This window comes from Pseudoalteromonas sp. P1-9, assembly GCF_001399975.1.
Lineage (GTDB): Bacteria > Pseudomonadota > Gammaproteobacteria > Enterobacterales > Alteromonadaceae > Pseudoalteromonas.
Genome location: NZ_LKBD01000005.1, coordinates 105,546 through 120,890 on the forward strand (window position 1 = coordinate 105,546; position 15,345 = coordinate 120,890).

Here is a 15,345-nt window from a genome sequence, read left to right on the forward strand (position 1 = left end):
TTTTCTTTTCTATTTTGCTTTTATGTTCATACAAGTGTGCTATATCTATTCAATGATTATTGATACAGAACATTAAGTTAGTCTCTATTCTTTATCTATTCGCCGATCTTCATTGGTATTCATTTTAAAACACGATAAACTGGCATTAATTTTTAGTTATAGAGAGACCGAAGGATATTGATGTTTGATATCTCTGAGGAAGAATATACAGCGGCAATAGAAGCGCCCGTCTTTACATGTTTAAATCATGAGTCATCGTGGCTGACTAAGTTCGATTACGCCCTTTGTCGGGATAAATTATCTGAACTGGTTCTGATGGCGGTAAAAACGCAAAAGTCTGAAAACACCATAGAGCAAAACCTAACTTCGCTACTCGATAGTTTTTACAGCGACTTTGCCTTTAGCGGTACGAGCCAAAAAGTGCCGATGAGTCTGCTTAATAGTGTCGCCTATGCACTTAATTATCGCACTGGCAGCACTATATCGCTTGGCATGATCTTAACCTACGTGATGGAACAACTTGGTTTTGATGTTGAAATGTTGGTATTTGAAAACGACATTCAAGTATTGCTAGAAGTAAGCCAAGGAGAAGGGTATTTAATCGACCCGTGCTCAGGTGGGCAACGCTGGTATATCAAACCAGAAAATGACGATGAAAATAGCCTAGATAATGCATTTCAACAATTGTTTGAAGATGATGTTGTGAAGCTATTTTTGGCCCATCAAAAATGGGCATTTATCAGTGAAAAACGCTACGGCGAAGCGTTTAAATGTGTTGAAAAACTGATGGTTCTTACCGATAGTGATCCTTACGAGTTACGCGATCGCGGTTATTTATTACATAATTTGAACTGTGATGAACTCGCCATTAAAGACTTTGAAAAGTTTATAGAAGAGTGCCCGGATGACCCATCAATTGATGTGCTGCAAAGCCAAATTGAAGAAATGGACTCGCACTTTAGAACAATCCACTAAAAATAACTTAATACAGGAAGCAACTTCATGGACTCTCACAGCGTGATGTTCACCAACGATGCCGTCGTTATGGGTATGTTGGCCATAATCTTAGGTTTTGTGTTTTATACCTCTAATCTTAAAACCGGATTTTGGGCAAAATTTTATAAGTACGTTCCAGCATTATTGATGTGTTATTTTTTACCATCGCTATTAAATACATTTGGCATTGTCGACGGTGAAGGCAATAGCGTGTATACGGTTGCAAAATATTACCTATTACCTGCCTGTTTAGTATTACTAACACTGAGTATTGACTTAAAAGCTGTTGCAGCGCTCGGACCAAAAGCCATTATTATGTTTTTAACTGGTACTGTTGGTGTTGTTATTGGCGGGCCAATCGCGTTATTAGTGGCGGCCACCTTTATGCCAGAACTGCTAGGTGTTGATGGTGCAGGGGAGCTTTGGCGCGGCATGGCGGCACTAGCTGGTAGTTGGATCGGCGGCGGTGCAAATATGGTAGCGATGAAAGAAATCTATCAGGCTAACGGCGATATTTTTACCATTATGGTAACTGTAGATATCGTAGTGGCGAATATTTGGATGGCAGGACTTTTATACTTAGCGGCCCGTCATAAAGAGATTGATAAGCACACAGGTGCAGATACTTCATCTATCGATAAACTAATCGATACGGTATCGCAGTTTGAAAAGAAAAATTCACGCAAACCAGAACTGCGTGATCTAATGATTTTAGTGGCATTTGGTTTTGGTGCGACAGGCTTTGCACACTTAATTGCAGACACAGCAGTGCCTTTTTTCCAAGCAAACTACCCAGCACTTGAAAAGTTCTCGCTACATTCAAAATTGTTTTGGATTATCTTTGTTGTAACCACAATTGGACTAAGCTTATCGTTTACAAAAGCACGTCAATTTGAAGCCGTAGGCGCATCAAAAGTAGGCGGCGCATTTTTATATATTTTAGTGGCGACCATTGGCTTACATATGGATATCGGCAAAGTATTTGAAGCACCAAAATACGTTATTATTGGCCTAATTTGGATGGCAATTCACGTTATTCTATTATTTGTTGTTGCCAAGATTATTAAAGCGCCGGTGTTTTATGTTGCCGTGGGCAGTAAGGCGAATATTGGCGGTGCTGCATCAGCGCCTGTGGTTGCATCTGCATTTCACCCGGCATTAGCACCTGTTGGTGTGTTACTGGCTGTACTTGGTTACGCACTTGGAACATATGCTGCGTGGTTCTGTGGCCAAGTGCTGCAGCTGGTCGGTAGTTAATTATTCTGTTAGGAATTTAAATGAATACACAAATTATTAAAGTGGGTAACTGTGAAGTTGCTAACGACAAGCCGTTTGTACTATTTGGTGGTATGAATGTGCTTGAATCACGTGACTTAGCAATGCAAATCGCTGAGCATTATGTTGAAGTGACAACAAAATTAAACATTCCTTATGTGTTCAAAGCGTCATTTGATAAAGCAAACCGATCATCAATTAACTCTTATCGTGGTCCAGGTTTGGAAGAAGGGTTAAAGATTTTTGAAGAGATCAAAAATACCTTTAATGTACCAGTGATTACTGATGTACACGAACCGTATCAAGCGGCACCCGTCGCTGAAGTTGTAGATGTAATTCAGTTACCTGCATTTTTAGCACGTCAAACCGACTTAGTAGTAGCGATGGCGAAAACTGGCGCAGTTATTAATGTGAAAAAACCGCAGTTTTTAGCACCTCATGAAATGCGACACATTATTAAAAAGATTAACGAAGCGGGTAACGACCAAGTAATCTTATGTGAGCGAGGTTCAAGCTTTGGCTATAACAACCTAGTCGTTGATATGCTGGGTATGGATGATATGAAGCACCAAGCCCCTGTTATTTTTGACGCAACCCATGCGCTGCAGCGTCCGGGTGGACGTGCCGATTCAGCTGATGGCCGTCGCGCACAAGCTGCAGAACTTGCACGAAGCGGTATGGCACTCGGTCTAGCAGGCCTATTTATTGAAGCTCACCCAGATCCGAACCTTGCCAAATGTGATGGTCCATGTGCATTACCACTTGCTAAACTCGAAGGTTACTTAAGTCAGATGAAAGCGGTTGACGATCTTGTAAAAAGCTTTGAACCACTTGATACATCAGCAAGTTAATCAATAAGAAAACATACTTAGTTAACGTAATATCGTTCAATTACTAAATAAGCCAACCAGTAAGGTTGGCTTATTTGTTTAAATAGAAACAATCCAAACCATTTCAAATCTTAACATTCATTTTCTTGAAACTAGATATTCTTTAACGTAGAGTAATTTTTGTCTTATTTTTATACGGAAATTCTATTATGTTAAGAACACTCACCTTTTCACTTGTTGCACTTTCTTCACTTACACTTGTTGGTTGTGGTTCAACACCGCCAATCCAAGCACAAGAAAAAACCATAGCGTACCAAGGTAAGACTTACGTTTTTGGTGGCCAGTACGATACTAAGCGAAATGAAGTACAACTAACGGTAAATGGCGATCCGGTGATGAAAGGTCGTTTTCCTCCATACACGCCAACACTTAACTTAAACACGAGTTATCAAGAAGTTAATGTTTCTAGCTATTGTTACTTTAGCTCTGTGCTGAATGAAAAAGGTGGTGTATTTGGTGCGGTAGCGGGTGCTATTCAGTCATCTAATTCAAAGTCAGGCGACAAGTGTGACGTTAAAATTGCCGGTGAAACGGTTGAAAGCCTATATTTCTAATAGATTTATTATAAGTGTGTAGCCTAGTCGCTACACACTTATTTAAATAATTGAATTGAAATTAATAGTAGCGAAGTTCGTCCACCTTTCCCCAAAACACTCTGTAAGAAAATGCGGTATAAGCCAAAATAGTTGGCACTACAATTAACGCCCCCCACAACATAAAGTTAAGCGCTTCAGGCGCTGCAACAGCTTCCCAAATTGTTAATTTACCCGGCACAATCTCTGGGAAAAAGCTAAATGCTAAGCCAAAAAATGATAGGGTAAAAATCAATAGCGCAAAAAAGAATGGTAGGGCTGCACCAATATTTGGCTGTTTAGCTAAGCGCTTTAATACAAACCAACATAGTACAAAGAAGCTTGCACAAATAATCGGAATGGGAATTAAGATCAGTGCATACGGAAAGTCGAACCATTTTTGATAGATCTCTGGTGAAATAAGTAAGTTAACCAGTGATACCAGCAATATACCAACAAACGTAATAACAACCGTTGATTTACAATGCGCTACGGCTTTTTGTTGTAAATCGCCTTCGGTTTTCATCACCAGCCATGCACTGCCAATAAAGGTATAAGCCGCTGAAACACCAATTGCACTTAGTAGAGCAAAACCATGCGCTTCAAAGGAGTTTGAAAAGCCCATAACATATAAACCGAGCATGTAACCTTGCGCTAACGATGCGAACAAAGAGCCAGATTTAAACACGGTATCCCATTTACGTTTATGGGCAACAATGGCCTTGGCTCTAAAATCAAATGCCACACCGCGCATAATTAACCCAATCAACATAAATGTACACGGGATATATAGCGCTTGAAAGACAATGCTGTGTGCAGTTGGAAACGCAATGAGTAAAAGGCCAATCGCTAATACTAGCCAAGTTTCATTAGCATCCCAAAACGGTCCTATCGACGCAATCATGGTATCTGCCGAGGTTTCATCGTCTAACGGCAGTAAAATCCCTACACCTAAATCGTAACCGTCCAAAACAGCGTACATTAATGTTGCAAGGCCCATTAGGGATACAAAAATAATTGCCAGAGTTGCTTGATCAAACATATGCGTTATCCCCTTTACTCGGTAATTGTTTAATTGGCTTTTCGCTCATATCAAACTCTTCAATTTCAACGGCGCGGCGCGCCATCAAAAATACTGTATGCAGATAAGCGACTAGCAAAATGGCATAGGTTGTTAAATAGAGTGCTAAGCTAAAGCCAACATTTGCAGGCGCGATTTGTGTTGCTGCGTCAGATACTTTTAGCACACCGCTAACAAGGTAAGGCTGTCTGCCGATTTCAGTTACATACCAGCCGGCTAATGTAGCTAACCAACCTGAAAATGTTAAGCCAACAAAAACACGCATTAACCAAGACGGTAGTTGGCCGCGCTTTTTGAGGGTAAAGGTTGCAAACCAAGAGATAGCGATCATCAGTAAACCTAGGCCAACCATTATTCTAAAGCCAAAAAATACAGGTTTAACTGGCGGATGCTCACCTTTAAATTCATCAAGCCCTTTAATTTCACCATCAAGCTCATGGGTAAGAATAAAACTTGCCATGTTAGGAATGCCAATTTCAAAATGATTCGTTCTGTTTTCTTCATCAGGAATTGCAAATAGCAGTAAAGGAGCCCCTTTTTCGGTTTGCCAAACGCCTTCCATTGCCGCTATTTTTTGTGGTTGATGTTGAAGCGTATTAAGACCATGTAAATCCCCCACAAACGCTTGTAATGGAGATAAAATTGCGGCTACAACTAGGGCTACTTTTAATGTTAATTTTGGTGCTTGTTTATCGTCTCCTTTAAGCAAACGATAGCAACTCACACCTATTATCATAAAGCTTGCTGTTAAGCCCGACGCTAACAGCATATGCGCTAAACGGTAAGGGAAACTTGGGTTAAAAATTACAGCAAACCAGTCGGTTGGGTAGGCGATGCCATCGCGCATCTCGAAACCAGTTGGTGTTTGCATCCATGAATTTAAACTTAAGATCCAAAACGCCGAAAGCGTGGTACCGATTGCTACCACGATACAGGCTAAAGTATGTACTTTTGGTGGCACGCGTTTAATGCCAAACAGCATAATGCCTAAAAATGTCGCCTCTAGGAAAAATGCAGTTAATACTTCGTAGCCTAATAACGGCCCCGCGATGTTTCCGACTTTTTCCATAAAACCGGGCCAATTGGTACCAAACTGAAACGACATGGTAATACCGCTTACAACCCCAAGCGCAAAAGAAAGAGCAAAGATTTTTACCCAGAATCGATATGCGCGCATCCACACGGGATTGCCTGTCATATCAAACCTGACTTTAAAGAAAACTAAAAACCAACACATTGCGATGGTTATAGTGGGAAATAAAATGTGAAAACTAATGTTGGCAGCAAACTGTATGCGTGAAAGCATTAACGTATCCAACATAAACGACCCCCAAAGAATAGACGTGCTATTTATTAAATGTTTTTTGAAACACCGATTTCGTTAGCAAATTTTACCGTGTACTGGTTAGGCAATATTTGCCATTGCATACGAACAACAAAGGGGTAATTAAGCCTTGTAGTACCTTGTTTATTAATTGCTATACGTCTTCCGAAATTCAATAAAACAAAAATTAAATAGCAACACGACGACATATGCACTTTTTCAGTGCGCACAAAAAAAGCGGTTAATTACTATTACCGCTTTTCAAAACTTTATCTTTAAAATCGAGTACTTTAACAACACCAGAGCCGAGCTTCATAAGCGTTGTCAGCTTATCGGGACTCATACTTTGTAACTCACTTGCCCAAACAGTGATGGTTTCAAGCAAGTCATGTAGCTCAGACATTTTTTCCTGAGCATACGCTTCTTCTGCATTAGCTGGCTCGTCGATGATTGAAGCGCGCAAAAGAGATAGGGTTGGGTCCATCTCTCTTTTTCTGCGCTCTTCAAATACTCGGTTTGCTAATTCCCAGATATCGCCTGCGGGTGCGTAGTAATCTTTTCGGTCACCAGGTTTATGAATTACCGATACTAAGTGCCATGACTGTAACTCTTTGATTGCCATACTAACGTTACCGCGAGAGATATTTAAGGTTTCTGATAACGACACTGCACTTAGTGGTTCTTCACTCATTAGTAATAAGCCCATGATTTGCCCGATAGTACGGTTAAAACCCCAACGGCTGCCCATTTCGCCGCAATGCATTACAAAACTTTCAATTTTTGGTGTTAGCAACATTCTAAACGTTCAATAATTTCTGAAACTTCAGAATATACTAATCCCATCATTGATATAGATCAATCTTTTTATGGCATTAAATTACGCTTAATTAAGTTGAAAGATGAACAACACGTTCTAATAAATTGAGTGCATTACAAAGAGCAGGTAATGCTTGTTTGCCATACTTCGGCTCATTTTTTGAAACCCTTTATCATTGCTGTTTTATTTTTGCGCTTTTTAACCCTGTTTTTGATTGGTTATTAGTCAAAAATAAATGAAAGTTAAAAAATTCGTAAATAACTGTTTAATTTAAATCAACGATGCTTCTATACTGAATAAGTAATTTAAATTTATTGTAGTCGTCTCCATGTGGAATAAAGCACAAAATAGCGGATTTTGGTGGTTGTTTTTATTCAACTTATGTTTGGTTTTTCTTAGTTTTACCTGTGTTGCCAATTACACTATTGGTGTTATCGGTAAAACCAAAAATGATAGTTTTTATATCCAATCATTTAAAGGATGTGAGTCTGTTGCTAAAAATTACCCAGATTTACGATGTATTTACGAAGGGGCTGATGATTTTCAAGATATTCGTGGTCAAACGCTTAAAATTAACCGTCTTATCGAAAGCGGAGTAAATGCGTTACTGATTTCAGTGACTGACTCAGACTACTTGGTAAATGGTGCTCTCAAGCGAGCATTTGAGCTTGATATTCCAGTAATTACCTTTGACTCAGATTTGTTACCGCAACATCATGATTATCGTTTAGCGTATGTTGGTACTAATAATTTCGATTTTGGTATAGCTCTAGGCGAATATGTTAAAAATAACATTAAACATACAAACACAGTGTGTTTGCAGTCTGGGCATCCATCTACGCCAAATTTAAATCAGCGAATTAAAGGTGTGCGTCATGCATTAAGTGGCCAAAGTTTACAGCGTTTGAATGATGGCTACCAATGGCAAGAACATGAATTATGCCCGGTTTACAGTTTGGGTAAACGAGGCCTAGCACTCAGCCAATTAGTAGGCAAAATCAAACTAGACTCGCCACCTGTTTTTATTGCAGTTGCAGGGTTCGCCCAGTTTAATCCGCGCTATATCGAGCAGCTGAGCCAGTTTAAATCACGAATTGAATCTGGTGATATTGTTATTGTTTCTGCTGATACCGAAGAGTTGCAATTAAGTGCTTTATCTAAGGGTCTTTCTACCGTCAATATTGGTCAAAAGCCGTTTGATATGGGAAAACAGGGCGCGGAATACTTGTATCAGTATTTAAAACACAAAATGAAACCTAAGCAAGAATTTACTTATTTAGGTTTTCACTATTGCGATAAACACAATGTTGATACATGTACCGTAAATTATTAAGGTGTGTTTCTTGTTAATGGCTATCTCCAAACTAGTTTGTTTTAGAAATTAAGTAGAGCGGTTATCGCTTTAATTATCAAAGCTAGACGCAAAGAAAACGCTGTCAGCAAAGCCCAACTCACCCGTTTGTGCTGCTGTTATTTCTTCATTAGTTTGAATGTATTATGCTAAAAAGCGCCAATACACCTCTAGTAACTAGGGGGTTAAAGCATTGGTATAACCGATACAACCAATAATGCTGCCATAAGCCAATTAAACAAACGTATTTTAATAGGTGAGGCGATAAGTTGTTTTAAACTTTTTCCTAGTACTAACCAACAGCAAATGGATGGTAAGTTAATAAGTAAAAATACCACACTTACGAATATCACAGATTGTATGCTTTGATCGCTCGCATACACCGCATTAACACTTAACGCCATTGTCCACGCTTTAGGATTGACCCATTGAAAAAGTGCAGCTTGCATAAAGGTAAATGGTTTCGCATCAGATGCGACTTCATCAATAGTATGGTTATTAGCGATTTTGTATGCAAGGTAACCTAAATAGACGATGCTTACCCATTTTAATACGGTGTGACTTGCAGGTAAGGATTGAAATAACTGACTTACGCCAATCCCCACCAATAGCACCATTACACTAAAACCAATGGCAATACCCGACAAATGCGAAATCGAACGGCGTAGACCAAAATTTAACCCTGAGCTTAGCAACATTAAGTTATTCGGGCCTGGGGTGATAGATGAAACAAAACAAAATGTTATTAATGCAATAAGTAATTCAGTATTCATAATGTACTTCTTTTTAATAGAGTAATTTACTTATTGCACAATTTGCTGTTTTATATTGTCTGTAAATATAAAATGGCACAATAAAGTTTAAATATGGATAAGTTTAACGAACAAATATTGTTTGAATTATCACGCGACAGTAGTTTAACCAATATTCAATTAGCAGAGCGCATCGGATTATCGCCATCGGCATGTTTACGCCGTGTACAAGAGCTTGAGCGGGCAAAGATTATCACAGGTTATAAAGCCACCATTGACACCGAACAACTAGGCATTGGCTTTAAAGCGTTTATTACAGTGGGCTTGTCGGTGCATACCAAAACAGCACAAACGCAATTTGAAGAGGCAATAACGTTTTCAAAAGAAGTGCTTGAATGCCACAACGTAACCGGTGCGTTTGAGTATATTCTAAGAGTAGAAACCAAAGATTTGAAAAGTTATAAGCAATTTCACACCAATGTGTTAGGTGATATCGAGCAGGTCGCGACCATAACGACACATGTTGTAATGGATTCCGTTAAAGATAGTTAGTGGATTTAGCGTCTTTTCTAAATAAAACAGTGTGTTTTCCACGTCAAATTTCATACAAACGATTCGTTTAGCTATATCAAATGGTTATGAATATATAACCCAGCTTTCATATTTATGTAATAACAATCGGCTTAACCATACCGATTGTTAATAAAGTGTAAAAAAATGTTGTAATTGTACCTAAATTGGCTATTTTGAGATCGGAGGTCACTCCTCCGATCACAAACAATAATTAGGAACACACAGTATGAAAATAACGAAAATAATAGCTTATGCGGTGTTGTTGTACGCAAGCACGCCTCTTTGGGCAAGTCATGGACTGGCCTTTATTCATGGGACTGGAAGTCAAACAGATGCATATAATGACTACTGGACAGGTGAATTTGTAAACTCAGTGAGGCAAGGGGTAAGTAACACAAACAATTACACGGTGATCAATTGCGATTTCGATCGGTATATGTGGGATACGCGAGCATCTGGCTGTTTGGCAGAGCAGCTGACTAACTTTATAAATAGTAAAAACATTACGTCTTTAACACTCATTACGCACTCAAATGGCGGTAATGTCGTGCGTTGGATTTTATCTAATCCAACCTGGGATAGCCGTTTTGTCACTATTATAAATACGGTCAAAAAGACAATCGCGCTTGCACCGTCGTCTGGTGGTACACCTTTAGCCGATGCGGTAACCGCAGGTAATTCATTTGAAACAACCCTTGGCTGGATCTTAGGTTACGACAGTGACGCGGTGAAACAGCAGCAAGTTGGTTGGATGGCACATTACAATCAAAATTGGTTATATGGTACGCCTAATCGACCGGCACTTAGTTCTGCATTTGAGGCAGTTGTAGGTAGTGATGTTGATTCGGCAATTTGGGATGGTGATAGTTACTGTGGAGGCTATCAATATCAAGTGGCGCTTGAGGTTACACAAAACTGGTTAGATGATTGCTCTGACGGATTCTTGGAATGTAGTTCGCAATCGCTTGCGGGCAGTGTGTGGTTTAAAGATAAAAATAAAACACGTGGCAGTGAGCCTTTAAGTCATCATCAAAGTCGTCGTAAATGTTTCAATTTAGATGGCCTACTACGCAATCGAATTAAGGAGATCTAATTATGAAACATTTTACTGTATTAACGCTTTGTGCAAGTTTACTATCGGCGTTTTCACTCTATGCTGAACCGGTTGTCTATCAGTTTAAAAAACTACAACCAGCTGTTGAGCAGCAGTTACAACAAGTATTAAAAAGCGATGAATATTGGATGACAATATCCGGCAAAGCGCTCAAGCAAGGTGTCGAGCTACCATTTTCTGCACAGAATAGTTTTGTTCGCGTGGCGCCTAAATTTGATGTGGCAAACACACAATTTATTGAACCGCTTGATGTTAGTGCATTGTCGCTAACGCCCAATTCTAAAGTGTTAACAAAGGGCAATCGTGCACAGGTAGAGCAAGTGTTTGCGCAAAAAGAAATGAACGATGCAGGTTTTACTGATGGCAGTGTAGCGCTAAAGGTAAAGTCGCAACACGCTTTGCAACAACTAACGCTAAAAACAAATCAATACCTGATTGATGATGCGAAATACTTAGTGCATGTAAAGGAAAAGCACAGTGATGTTGTTCTTGCCGTTGCAGCGAGTAACCGCTCTACTCAAAGAGCAAATAAACTTGGATATCAATCGCTTTCGTTTACTGATAACGCAATTCAAATCAAAACGATGTCAGCTAAGCTGATTAGTCCAACAAATGAAAAAGTAACGGTGGATATTAGCAATAACCACTTTAACTTTGATAAAGCACTGGCATATTTTGGTGCAATCAACGGCCTGTATGAGCTTGAACTTCAAATTGATGCCCAGCGCGCTAATATGCCAGTTAAGCGTTCGCTTAAAATTCCATTTGTTAATTTTAAACAAACAGCAAAGGCGTTACCTAATGTGACATTTAGTGCGTCGCAATCGCATATTGAAGCTAAGGTACCATTGATGGTAAATGATGCGGGGCGTTTTAGTTTACAAGCAACGTTACAAGGTAGTAACGATGGGGTGCGTTTTTACGATATAGCCACGGTTGAAATGGCAAAAGAGTTAAACGGTGACGATTCACTATCGCTACCATTTACCACTCAGGCACGTTATTCGTCTTATCGTTTAAACAATATGGTACTGAAAGATCAAAGTCGCTTATTAGTGTTACAAACACCTCAGAAGTTATTTCGTCCATCAATTTAATGATGTCAAAATACGCCAACATTAGTTGGCGTATTTTCGTTTCATTTCAAAACAAAATCACTTTATAAATATTACGTTATACTTAAACCGAGTTATTAAAGTAGTAGGGCGTTTTAATGGTTTTTACAGTAAAACAAAAAATTACTTTTGGCTTTGCATCAGTGGGCATTTTGCTTACGGGTGTTTGCCTGTTTTTTTATATGTCTTTGTCGAATATTGAGCGTGCTTACTTAAATATTAAAGAGCAGGCTTTACCAGTACAACGCAGTGCCGATGACATTCAAACGCTTATTCTCAACTACACAAAAAACGCTAACGCAATTTACGGTGCCAACAAATTAAATGTTATAGAAAAATTCAGAGCACAAAATCAATCACTTAAAAATCAACTACAACAAACACTTTCAAGTCGCATTGCAGATTACAGCATTGACCTTGAAAAACTAAATAACCAGTCACTTGCATTGATTGATGCCTCTGAAAGTTTAACTGATAACAAAATTGCCTATTTAAATGCTAAAAAAACAAACAAAACTTTGATTGAAAAGCAGCTCGCGCTTATTTCACAAAGCTCCGATTTATTATATGACCTAGAAACATTAACAGGATTAAGTTCGCGTCTGTTAGATGAAGTGATGGGCACCGCGATCCGCATTGATGATATGTTGTTTAATTTAACTGAAGTAACCAATGCACTTAGTCAAACTTTAGACAGTGAAACGCAAGTTAAACATCAAAACGATACGCGGTTTTTACTGGCAAACATTAAAGACAACTACAATTTTCTCAATCAACAGCTCACAGATATTGAAAGCGGTGATTTTCAAACGCGTTTTGAACAAAACTTGGCTGTATTTAACAGTAACGTTGATAATCCGGCACATTTGTATCAACAACAGGCGCTACAGCTCGCTAAATCAGAACAGTTTGAACAAGACTACAATCGCGTAGAAGCGCTTTCTGAAGAAATTAACAGTTCAATTCACACCATAAAACAAAGTGCCAGTGAACTAGTGAACCGTTATCAACAATTAGCAGATGAAAAAATAGATGAAAATCAGTTGTTACTTATGGTCATTGCTGGTGTTTTTCTATTGGTTGCTGCGATTATTGCGACCTTGACAATACGCGCGATTATAATACCGCTAGCTTATGTAAATAAAACACTTACAAACGTGGCTGATGGTGATTTCTCGCGTCATGCGCGCAAAATTAACGATGATGAGTTTGGTGAAGTAAGCGATAAATTGAATCGGGTTATTGATAATTTAAAAGAGCTGATCACCGATATTTTCGCGCAGGTAGAGTTACTCGAGTCTCGTCTCGAAAATTCGTTTGAAAGAAGTGCTACTGTCTCGCAAAATGCCGAAAAACAAATTGAACGGGCAAAGCACACCACCGCACTTGCACAAGACGTGCATATCAGCGCTAATACAGTAAACACACAGACCAAAGAAAGTACTGAAGACATTGATCAAGCCAGTGAGCAAAGCGATGCGGTGCTTAATTTGGCAACGCAAAATCGAGAACAAATACAACTACTTGCTTCAAATTTAAATACATCAGTTGAGCTTATGGCAGAGCTTTCAAATCAATCGAGTAATATTGGCAGTATTCTGGACACGATTGTAGCGATATCAGAACAAACCAATTTACTAGCGCTTAACGCGGCCATTGAAGCGGCTCGTGCCGGTGAGCAGGGACGAGGTTTTGCTGTGGTGGCCGATGAAGTCAGATTGTTAGCATCGCGTACGCAAGATTCAACAAAAGAAATTGCACAGATGATAACCGCACTGCAAAGCGGTACCAGCGATGCACAGCGTGCAATTAACCAAGGGCAAGAGGCTGCACTGACGTGTACTGAGCGAAGCGCAGCGCTTACAGCCGCAGTCGATTTAATTGAGCAAGGGTTGACGCGTTTGGCAGACAAAAGTAATCAAATAGATCAATCAAGTGCACAGCAAAGTGCCATGGCGCAAGACATCGTTACGCGTATGCAGGAAGTAGAGCACAGTGCAGAACAAAATAGTGATGAACTAACGGCACTAAGTGAAAATATTCGTCAGATAAATGAGCTCGGCCATAAAGTAAGTGATGCACTAAACCGCTTTAAGCTATAGTGCTTATTGATTCTTTAAATTTGTTTTTTGGCTTCTTACGCGTATTTATCAAACAGCTGTTTGACGTTTACTTTTGCGTTTAAACGCTTCGCTATTAAATACAACCCTGCGATTTTACGATGGATAAACAGGGCATCAACAGGTGGTGTGTGCCATTGGTCTTTACGTTTATTAATTGTAACGCTTTGAGTGCGTAACTGTGTTGCAATAGTACAAGTTGCAAAGTTGTACTCGCCATCAAATCGTAATGGCATTGACGCGATGTCAAAAAGCGCCAGTATTTGCTCAAGGTATGTAGTGTCGATATCTTGCTTAAAAAAGCCAATGGTACGGGCTGCGTCTTCGATTTGAGTGCTGTCTTGGTTACTTAGCGCTGTAAAAAGCGATAAATATCCATTAGATATAGTCGGTGAAATCTCTCGGGTAGCACCAAAATCCAGTAAGCCTATGGTTTGTGTTTCGTTATTAAACACATAATTGGCAAAATTTGGGTCGGTTTGCATCAGCTTCAACTCAAATAATTCAACAAAAAACAGCGAAAATAAGCTCTTTACGATGTGATTTCGAGTTTCTTCTGGCAGTGTCGCCGCTTGTTCAATCGGCATACCTTCAATAAAACTCATTACTAAAATGGTTTGTGTACTTAAAGGGGAAACGTTAGGTAAAGCAAACTGTGTATTGTCGAGTTTATCGCTAAACGTTTCTATGTAGCTTGCCTCAAGTTGATAGTTTGCTTCATTGATTAACTGCTCGGCTGTTTTTTCAAGTAACGTGTTGAGATCAACCTGTTTTGGGATAAGGCCTGAGAGCTTTAAAATACGCCCTAGGTTATCCACATCACTCTTTATGGCGTTACTTACCCCCGGATATTGTAATTTTATCGCGAGTTTTTTTCCGCTATCGTCATTGGCAATATGCACTTGCCCAATAGATGCGCAGGCAAAGGGTTTAAGATTGAAATAAGCAAAATTATCAACCCAATTATCACCCCAAGCGTCACGAAGCACAGTGACTAACTGCTTGTGTGGCATAGCATACGCATTGTCTCGTAGTTTTGCTAAAATATGGCTTAACTCAGGTGGAATAAGCTCACCTGCATCCATCGAAAGGAGTTGACCTAACTTCATTGCAGCACCACGCATTGCGGCGAGCTCATTTGTTAGCTTTTGTAAGTTACTAGGCGTTAAAACGAGATCTGACACTGATGGCTTGTTGCCACTAAATAATTGCTTGGTGCCATTGTAGGCAACATTGGTTGCAACTTTTGCTAGTAAACCACCAAATTTGCTTGCTCTGCTTAAGCGTGAACTAGGTACTTTAACCTCTTTGCGTGTCATCGTGCTCTCCGATTAATACCTAACATTATACGCAGCTATCGGTTAC

General features: G+C 39.4%; 14 protein-coding genes. 9 read left to right on the forward strand and 5 right to left on the reverse strand.

The window, feature by feature from the left end; all coding sequences use genetic code 11:
• Positions 1-180 precede the first annotated feature (180 nt).
• The 4 genes from AN214_RS05265 (at position 181) to AN214_RS05280 (ending at position 3,715) form a co-directional block, all read left to right on the forward strand.
• Positions 181-975, forward strand: a complete 795-nt coding sequence (locus AN214_RS05265) for a tetratricopeptide repeat protein (protein WP_054978739.1) — start codon at positions 181-183, stop codon at positions 973-975.
• 27 nt (positions 976-1,002) lie between these two features.
• Positions 1,003-2,253, forward strand: a complete 1,251-nt coding sequence (locus AN214_RS05270) for a DUF819 domain-containing protein (RefSeq protein WP_054978740.1) — start codon at positions 1,003-1,005, stop codon at positions 2,251-2,253.
• Between the two features lie 20 nt (positions 2,254-2,273).
• Positions 2,274-3,122 (forward strand): 3-deoxy-8-phosphooctulonate synthase, encoded by an 849-nt coding sequence (kdsA, locus tag AN214_RS05275; protein WP_054978741.1) that lies wholly within the window; start codon positions 2,274-2,276, stop codon positions 3,120-3,122.
• Positions 3,123-3,310: 188 nt separating this feature from the next.
• Positions 3,311-3,715, forward strand: a complete 405-nt coding sequence (locus AN214_RS05280) for a hypothetical protein (RefSeq protein ID WP_054978742.1) — start codon at positions 3,311-3,313, stop codon at positions 3,713-3,715.
• A gap of 61 nt (positions 3,716-3,776) precedes the next feature.
• On the opposite strand, the gene cydB is transcribed toward AN214_RS05280, so the two are convergent.
• From cydB to AN214_RS05295, 3 genes are all read right to left on the reverse strand, one after another.
• Positions 3,777-4,775: a cytochrome d ubiquinol oxidase subunit II gene (cydB, locus tag AN214_RS05285; RefSeq protein ID WP_054978743.1), complete on the reverse strand. Its 999-nt coding sequence runs from the start codon at positions 4,773-4,775 to the stop codon at positions 3,777-3,779.
• Positions 4,768-6,135: a cytochrome ubiquinol oxidase subunit I gene (locus AN214_RS05290; protein ID WP_054978744.1), complete on the reverse strand. Its 1,368-nt coding sequence runs from the start codon at positions 6,133-6,135 to the stop codon at positions 4,768-4,770. The genes cydB and AN214_RS05290 overlap by 8 nt, the downstream gene beginning before the upstream one ends.
• Positions 6,136-6,379: 244 nt before the next feature.
• Positions 6,380-6,934 carry a GbsR/MarR family transcriptional regulator gene (locus AN214_RS05295; RefSeq protein ID WP_054978745.1) on the reverse strand — a complete coding sequence of 185 codons (555 nt, stop codon included), beginning with the start codon at positions 6,932-6,934 and terminating at the stop codon, positions 6,380-6,382.
• Positions 6,935-7,283: 349 nt separating this feature from the next.
• Here AN214_RS05295 and AN214_RS05300 point away from each other — a divergent pair, with 349 nt between their 5' ends.
• A complete protein-coding gene (locus AN214_RS05300; RefSeq protein WP_054978746.1) occupies positions 7,284-8,288 on the forward strand; it encodes a substrate-binding domain-containing protein in 1,005 nt (334 codons plus the stop codon).
• A 203-nt stretch (positions 8,289-8,491) separates the two neighbouring features.
• Here the strand turns inward: AN214_RS05300 and AN214_RS05305 are convergent, their stop codons facing one another.
• Positions 8,492-9,079: a LysE family translocator gene (locus AN214_RS05305; protein WP_054978747.1), complete on the reverse strand. Its 588-nt coding sequence runs from the start codon at positions 9,077-9,079 to the stop codon at positions 8,492-8,494.
• Positions 9,080-9,172: 93 nt separating this feature from the next.
• Between AN214_RS05305 and AN214_RS05310 the strand changes: the two genes are divergently transcribed.
• From AN214_RS05310 to AN214_RS05325, 4 genes are all read left to right on the forward strand, one after another.
• Complete coding sequence (locus AN214_RS05310) at positions 9,173-9,610, forward strand: Lrp/AsnC family transcriptional regulator (RefSeq protein ID WP_054978748.1); 438 nt, start codon at positions 9,173-9,175, stop codon at positions 9,608-9,610.
• Between the two features lie 247 nt (positions 9,611-9,857).
• Positions 9,858-10,724, forward strand: a complete 867-nt coding sequence (locus AN214_RS05315) for a hypothetical protein (RefSeq protein ID WP_054978749.1) — start codon at positions 9,858-9,860, stop codon at positions 10,722-10,724.
• Between the two features lie 2 nt (positions 10,725-10,726).
• Positions 10,727-11,842, forward strand: coding sequence for a DUF4785 domain-containing protein (locus tag AN214_RS05320; RefSeq protein ID WP_054978750.1), 1,116 nt, complete (start codon positions 10,727-10,729; stop codon positions 11,840-11,842).
• 116 nt (positions 11,843-11,958) lie between these two features.
• Positions 11,959-13,962: a methyl-accepting chemotaxis protein gene (locus tag AN214_RS05325; RefSeq protein ID WP_054978751.1), complete on the forward strand. Its 2,004-nt coding sequence runs from the start codon at positions 11,959-11,961 to the stop codon at positions 13,960-13,962.
• Between the two features lie 35 nt (positions 13,963-13,997).
• Here the strand turns inward: AN214_RS05325 and AN214_RS05330 are convergent, their stop codons facing one another.
• On the reverse strand, positions 13,998-15,299 hold the full coding sequence (locus AN214_RS05330) for an AarF/ABC1/UbiB kinase family protein (RefSeq protein ID WP_054978752.1): 1,302 nt from the start codon (positions 15,297-15,299) through the stop codon (positions 13,998-14,000).
• Positions 15,300-15,345 lie beyond the last annotated feature (46 nt).

Bases quoted from the DNA above. Each gene is read 5' to 3' on its own strand.
- AN214_RS05310 (WP_054978748.1), top strand. From the start codon at position 9,173: ATGGATAAGTTTAACGAACAAATATTGTTTGAATTATCACGCGACAGT.
- AN214_RS05270 (WP_054978740.1), top strand. From the start codon at position 1,003: ATGGACTCTCACAGCGTGATGTTCACCAACGATGCCGTCGTTATGGGT.
- kdsA (WP_054978741.1), top strand. From the start codon at position 2,274: ATGAATACACAAATTATTAAAGTGGGTAACTGTGAAGTTGCTAACGAC.
- AN214_RS05265 (WP_054978739.1), top strand. From the start codon at position 181: ATGTTTGATATCTCTGAGGAAGAATATACAGCGGCAATAGAAGCGCCC.
- AN214_RS05330 (WP_054978752.1), bottom strand. From the start codon at position 15,299: ATGACACGCAAAGAGGTTAAAGTACCTAGTTCACGCTTAAGCAGAGCA.
- AN214_RS05315 (WP_054978749.1), top strand. From the start codon at position 9,858: ATGAAAATAACGAAAATAATAGCTTATGCGGTGTTGTTGTACGCAAGC.
- AN214_RS05295 (WP_054978745.1), bottom strand. From the start codon at position 6,934: ATGTTGCTAACACCAAAAATTGAAAGTTTTGTAATGCATTGCGGCGAA.
- AN214_RS05290 (WP_054978744.1), bottom strand. From the start codon at position 6,135: ATGTTGGATACGTTAATGCTTTCACGCATACAGTTTGCTGCCAACATT.
- AN214_RS05305 (WP_054978747.1), bottom strand. From the start codon at position 9,079: ATGAATACTGAATTACTTATTGCATTAATAACATTTTGTTTTGTTTCA.
- AN214_RS05325 (WP_054978751.1), top strand. From the start codon at position 11,959: ATGGTTTTTACAGTAAAACAAAAAATTACTTTTGGCTTTGCATCAGTG.
- cydB (WP_054978743.1), bottom strand. From the start codon at position 4,775: ATGTTTGATCAAGCAACTCTGGCAATTATTTTTGTATCCCTAATGGGC.
- AN214_RS05280 (WP_054978742.1), top strand. From the start codon at position 3,311: ATGTTAAGAACACTCACCTTTTCACTTGTTGCACTTTCTTCACTTACA.
- AN214_RS05320 (WP_054978750.1), top strand. From the start codon at position 10,727: ATGAAACATTTTACTGTATTAACGCTTTGTGCAAGTTTACTATCGGCG.
- AN214_RS05300 (WP_054978746.1), top strand. From the start codon at position 7,284: ATGTGGAATAAAGCACAAAATAGCGGATTTTGGTGGTTGTTTTTATTC.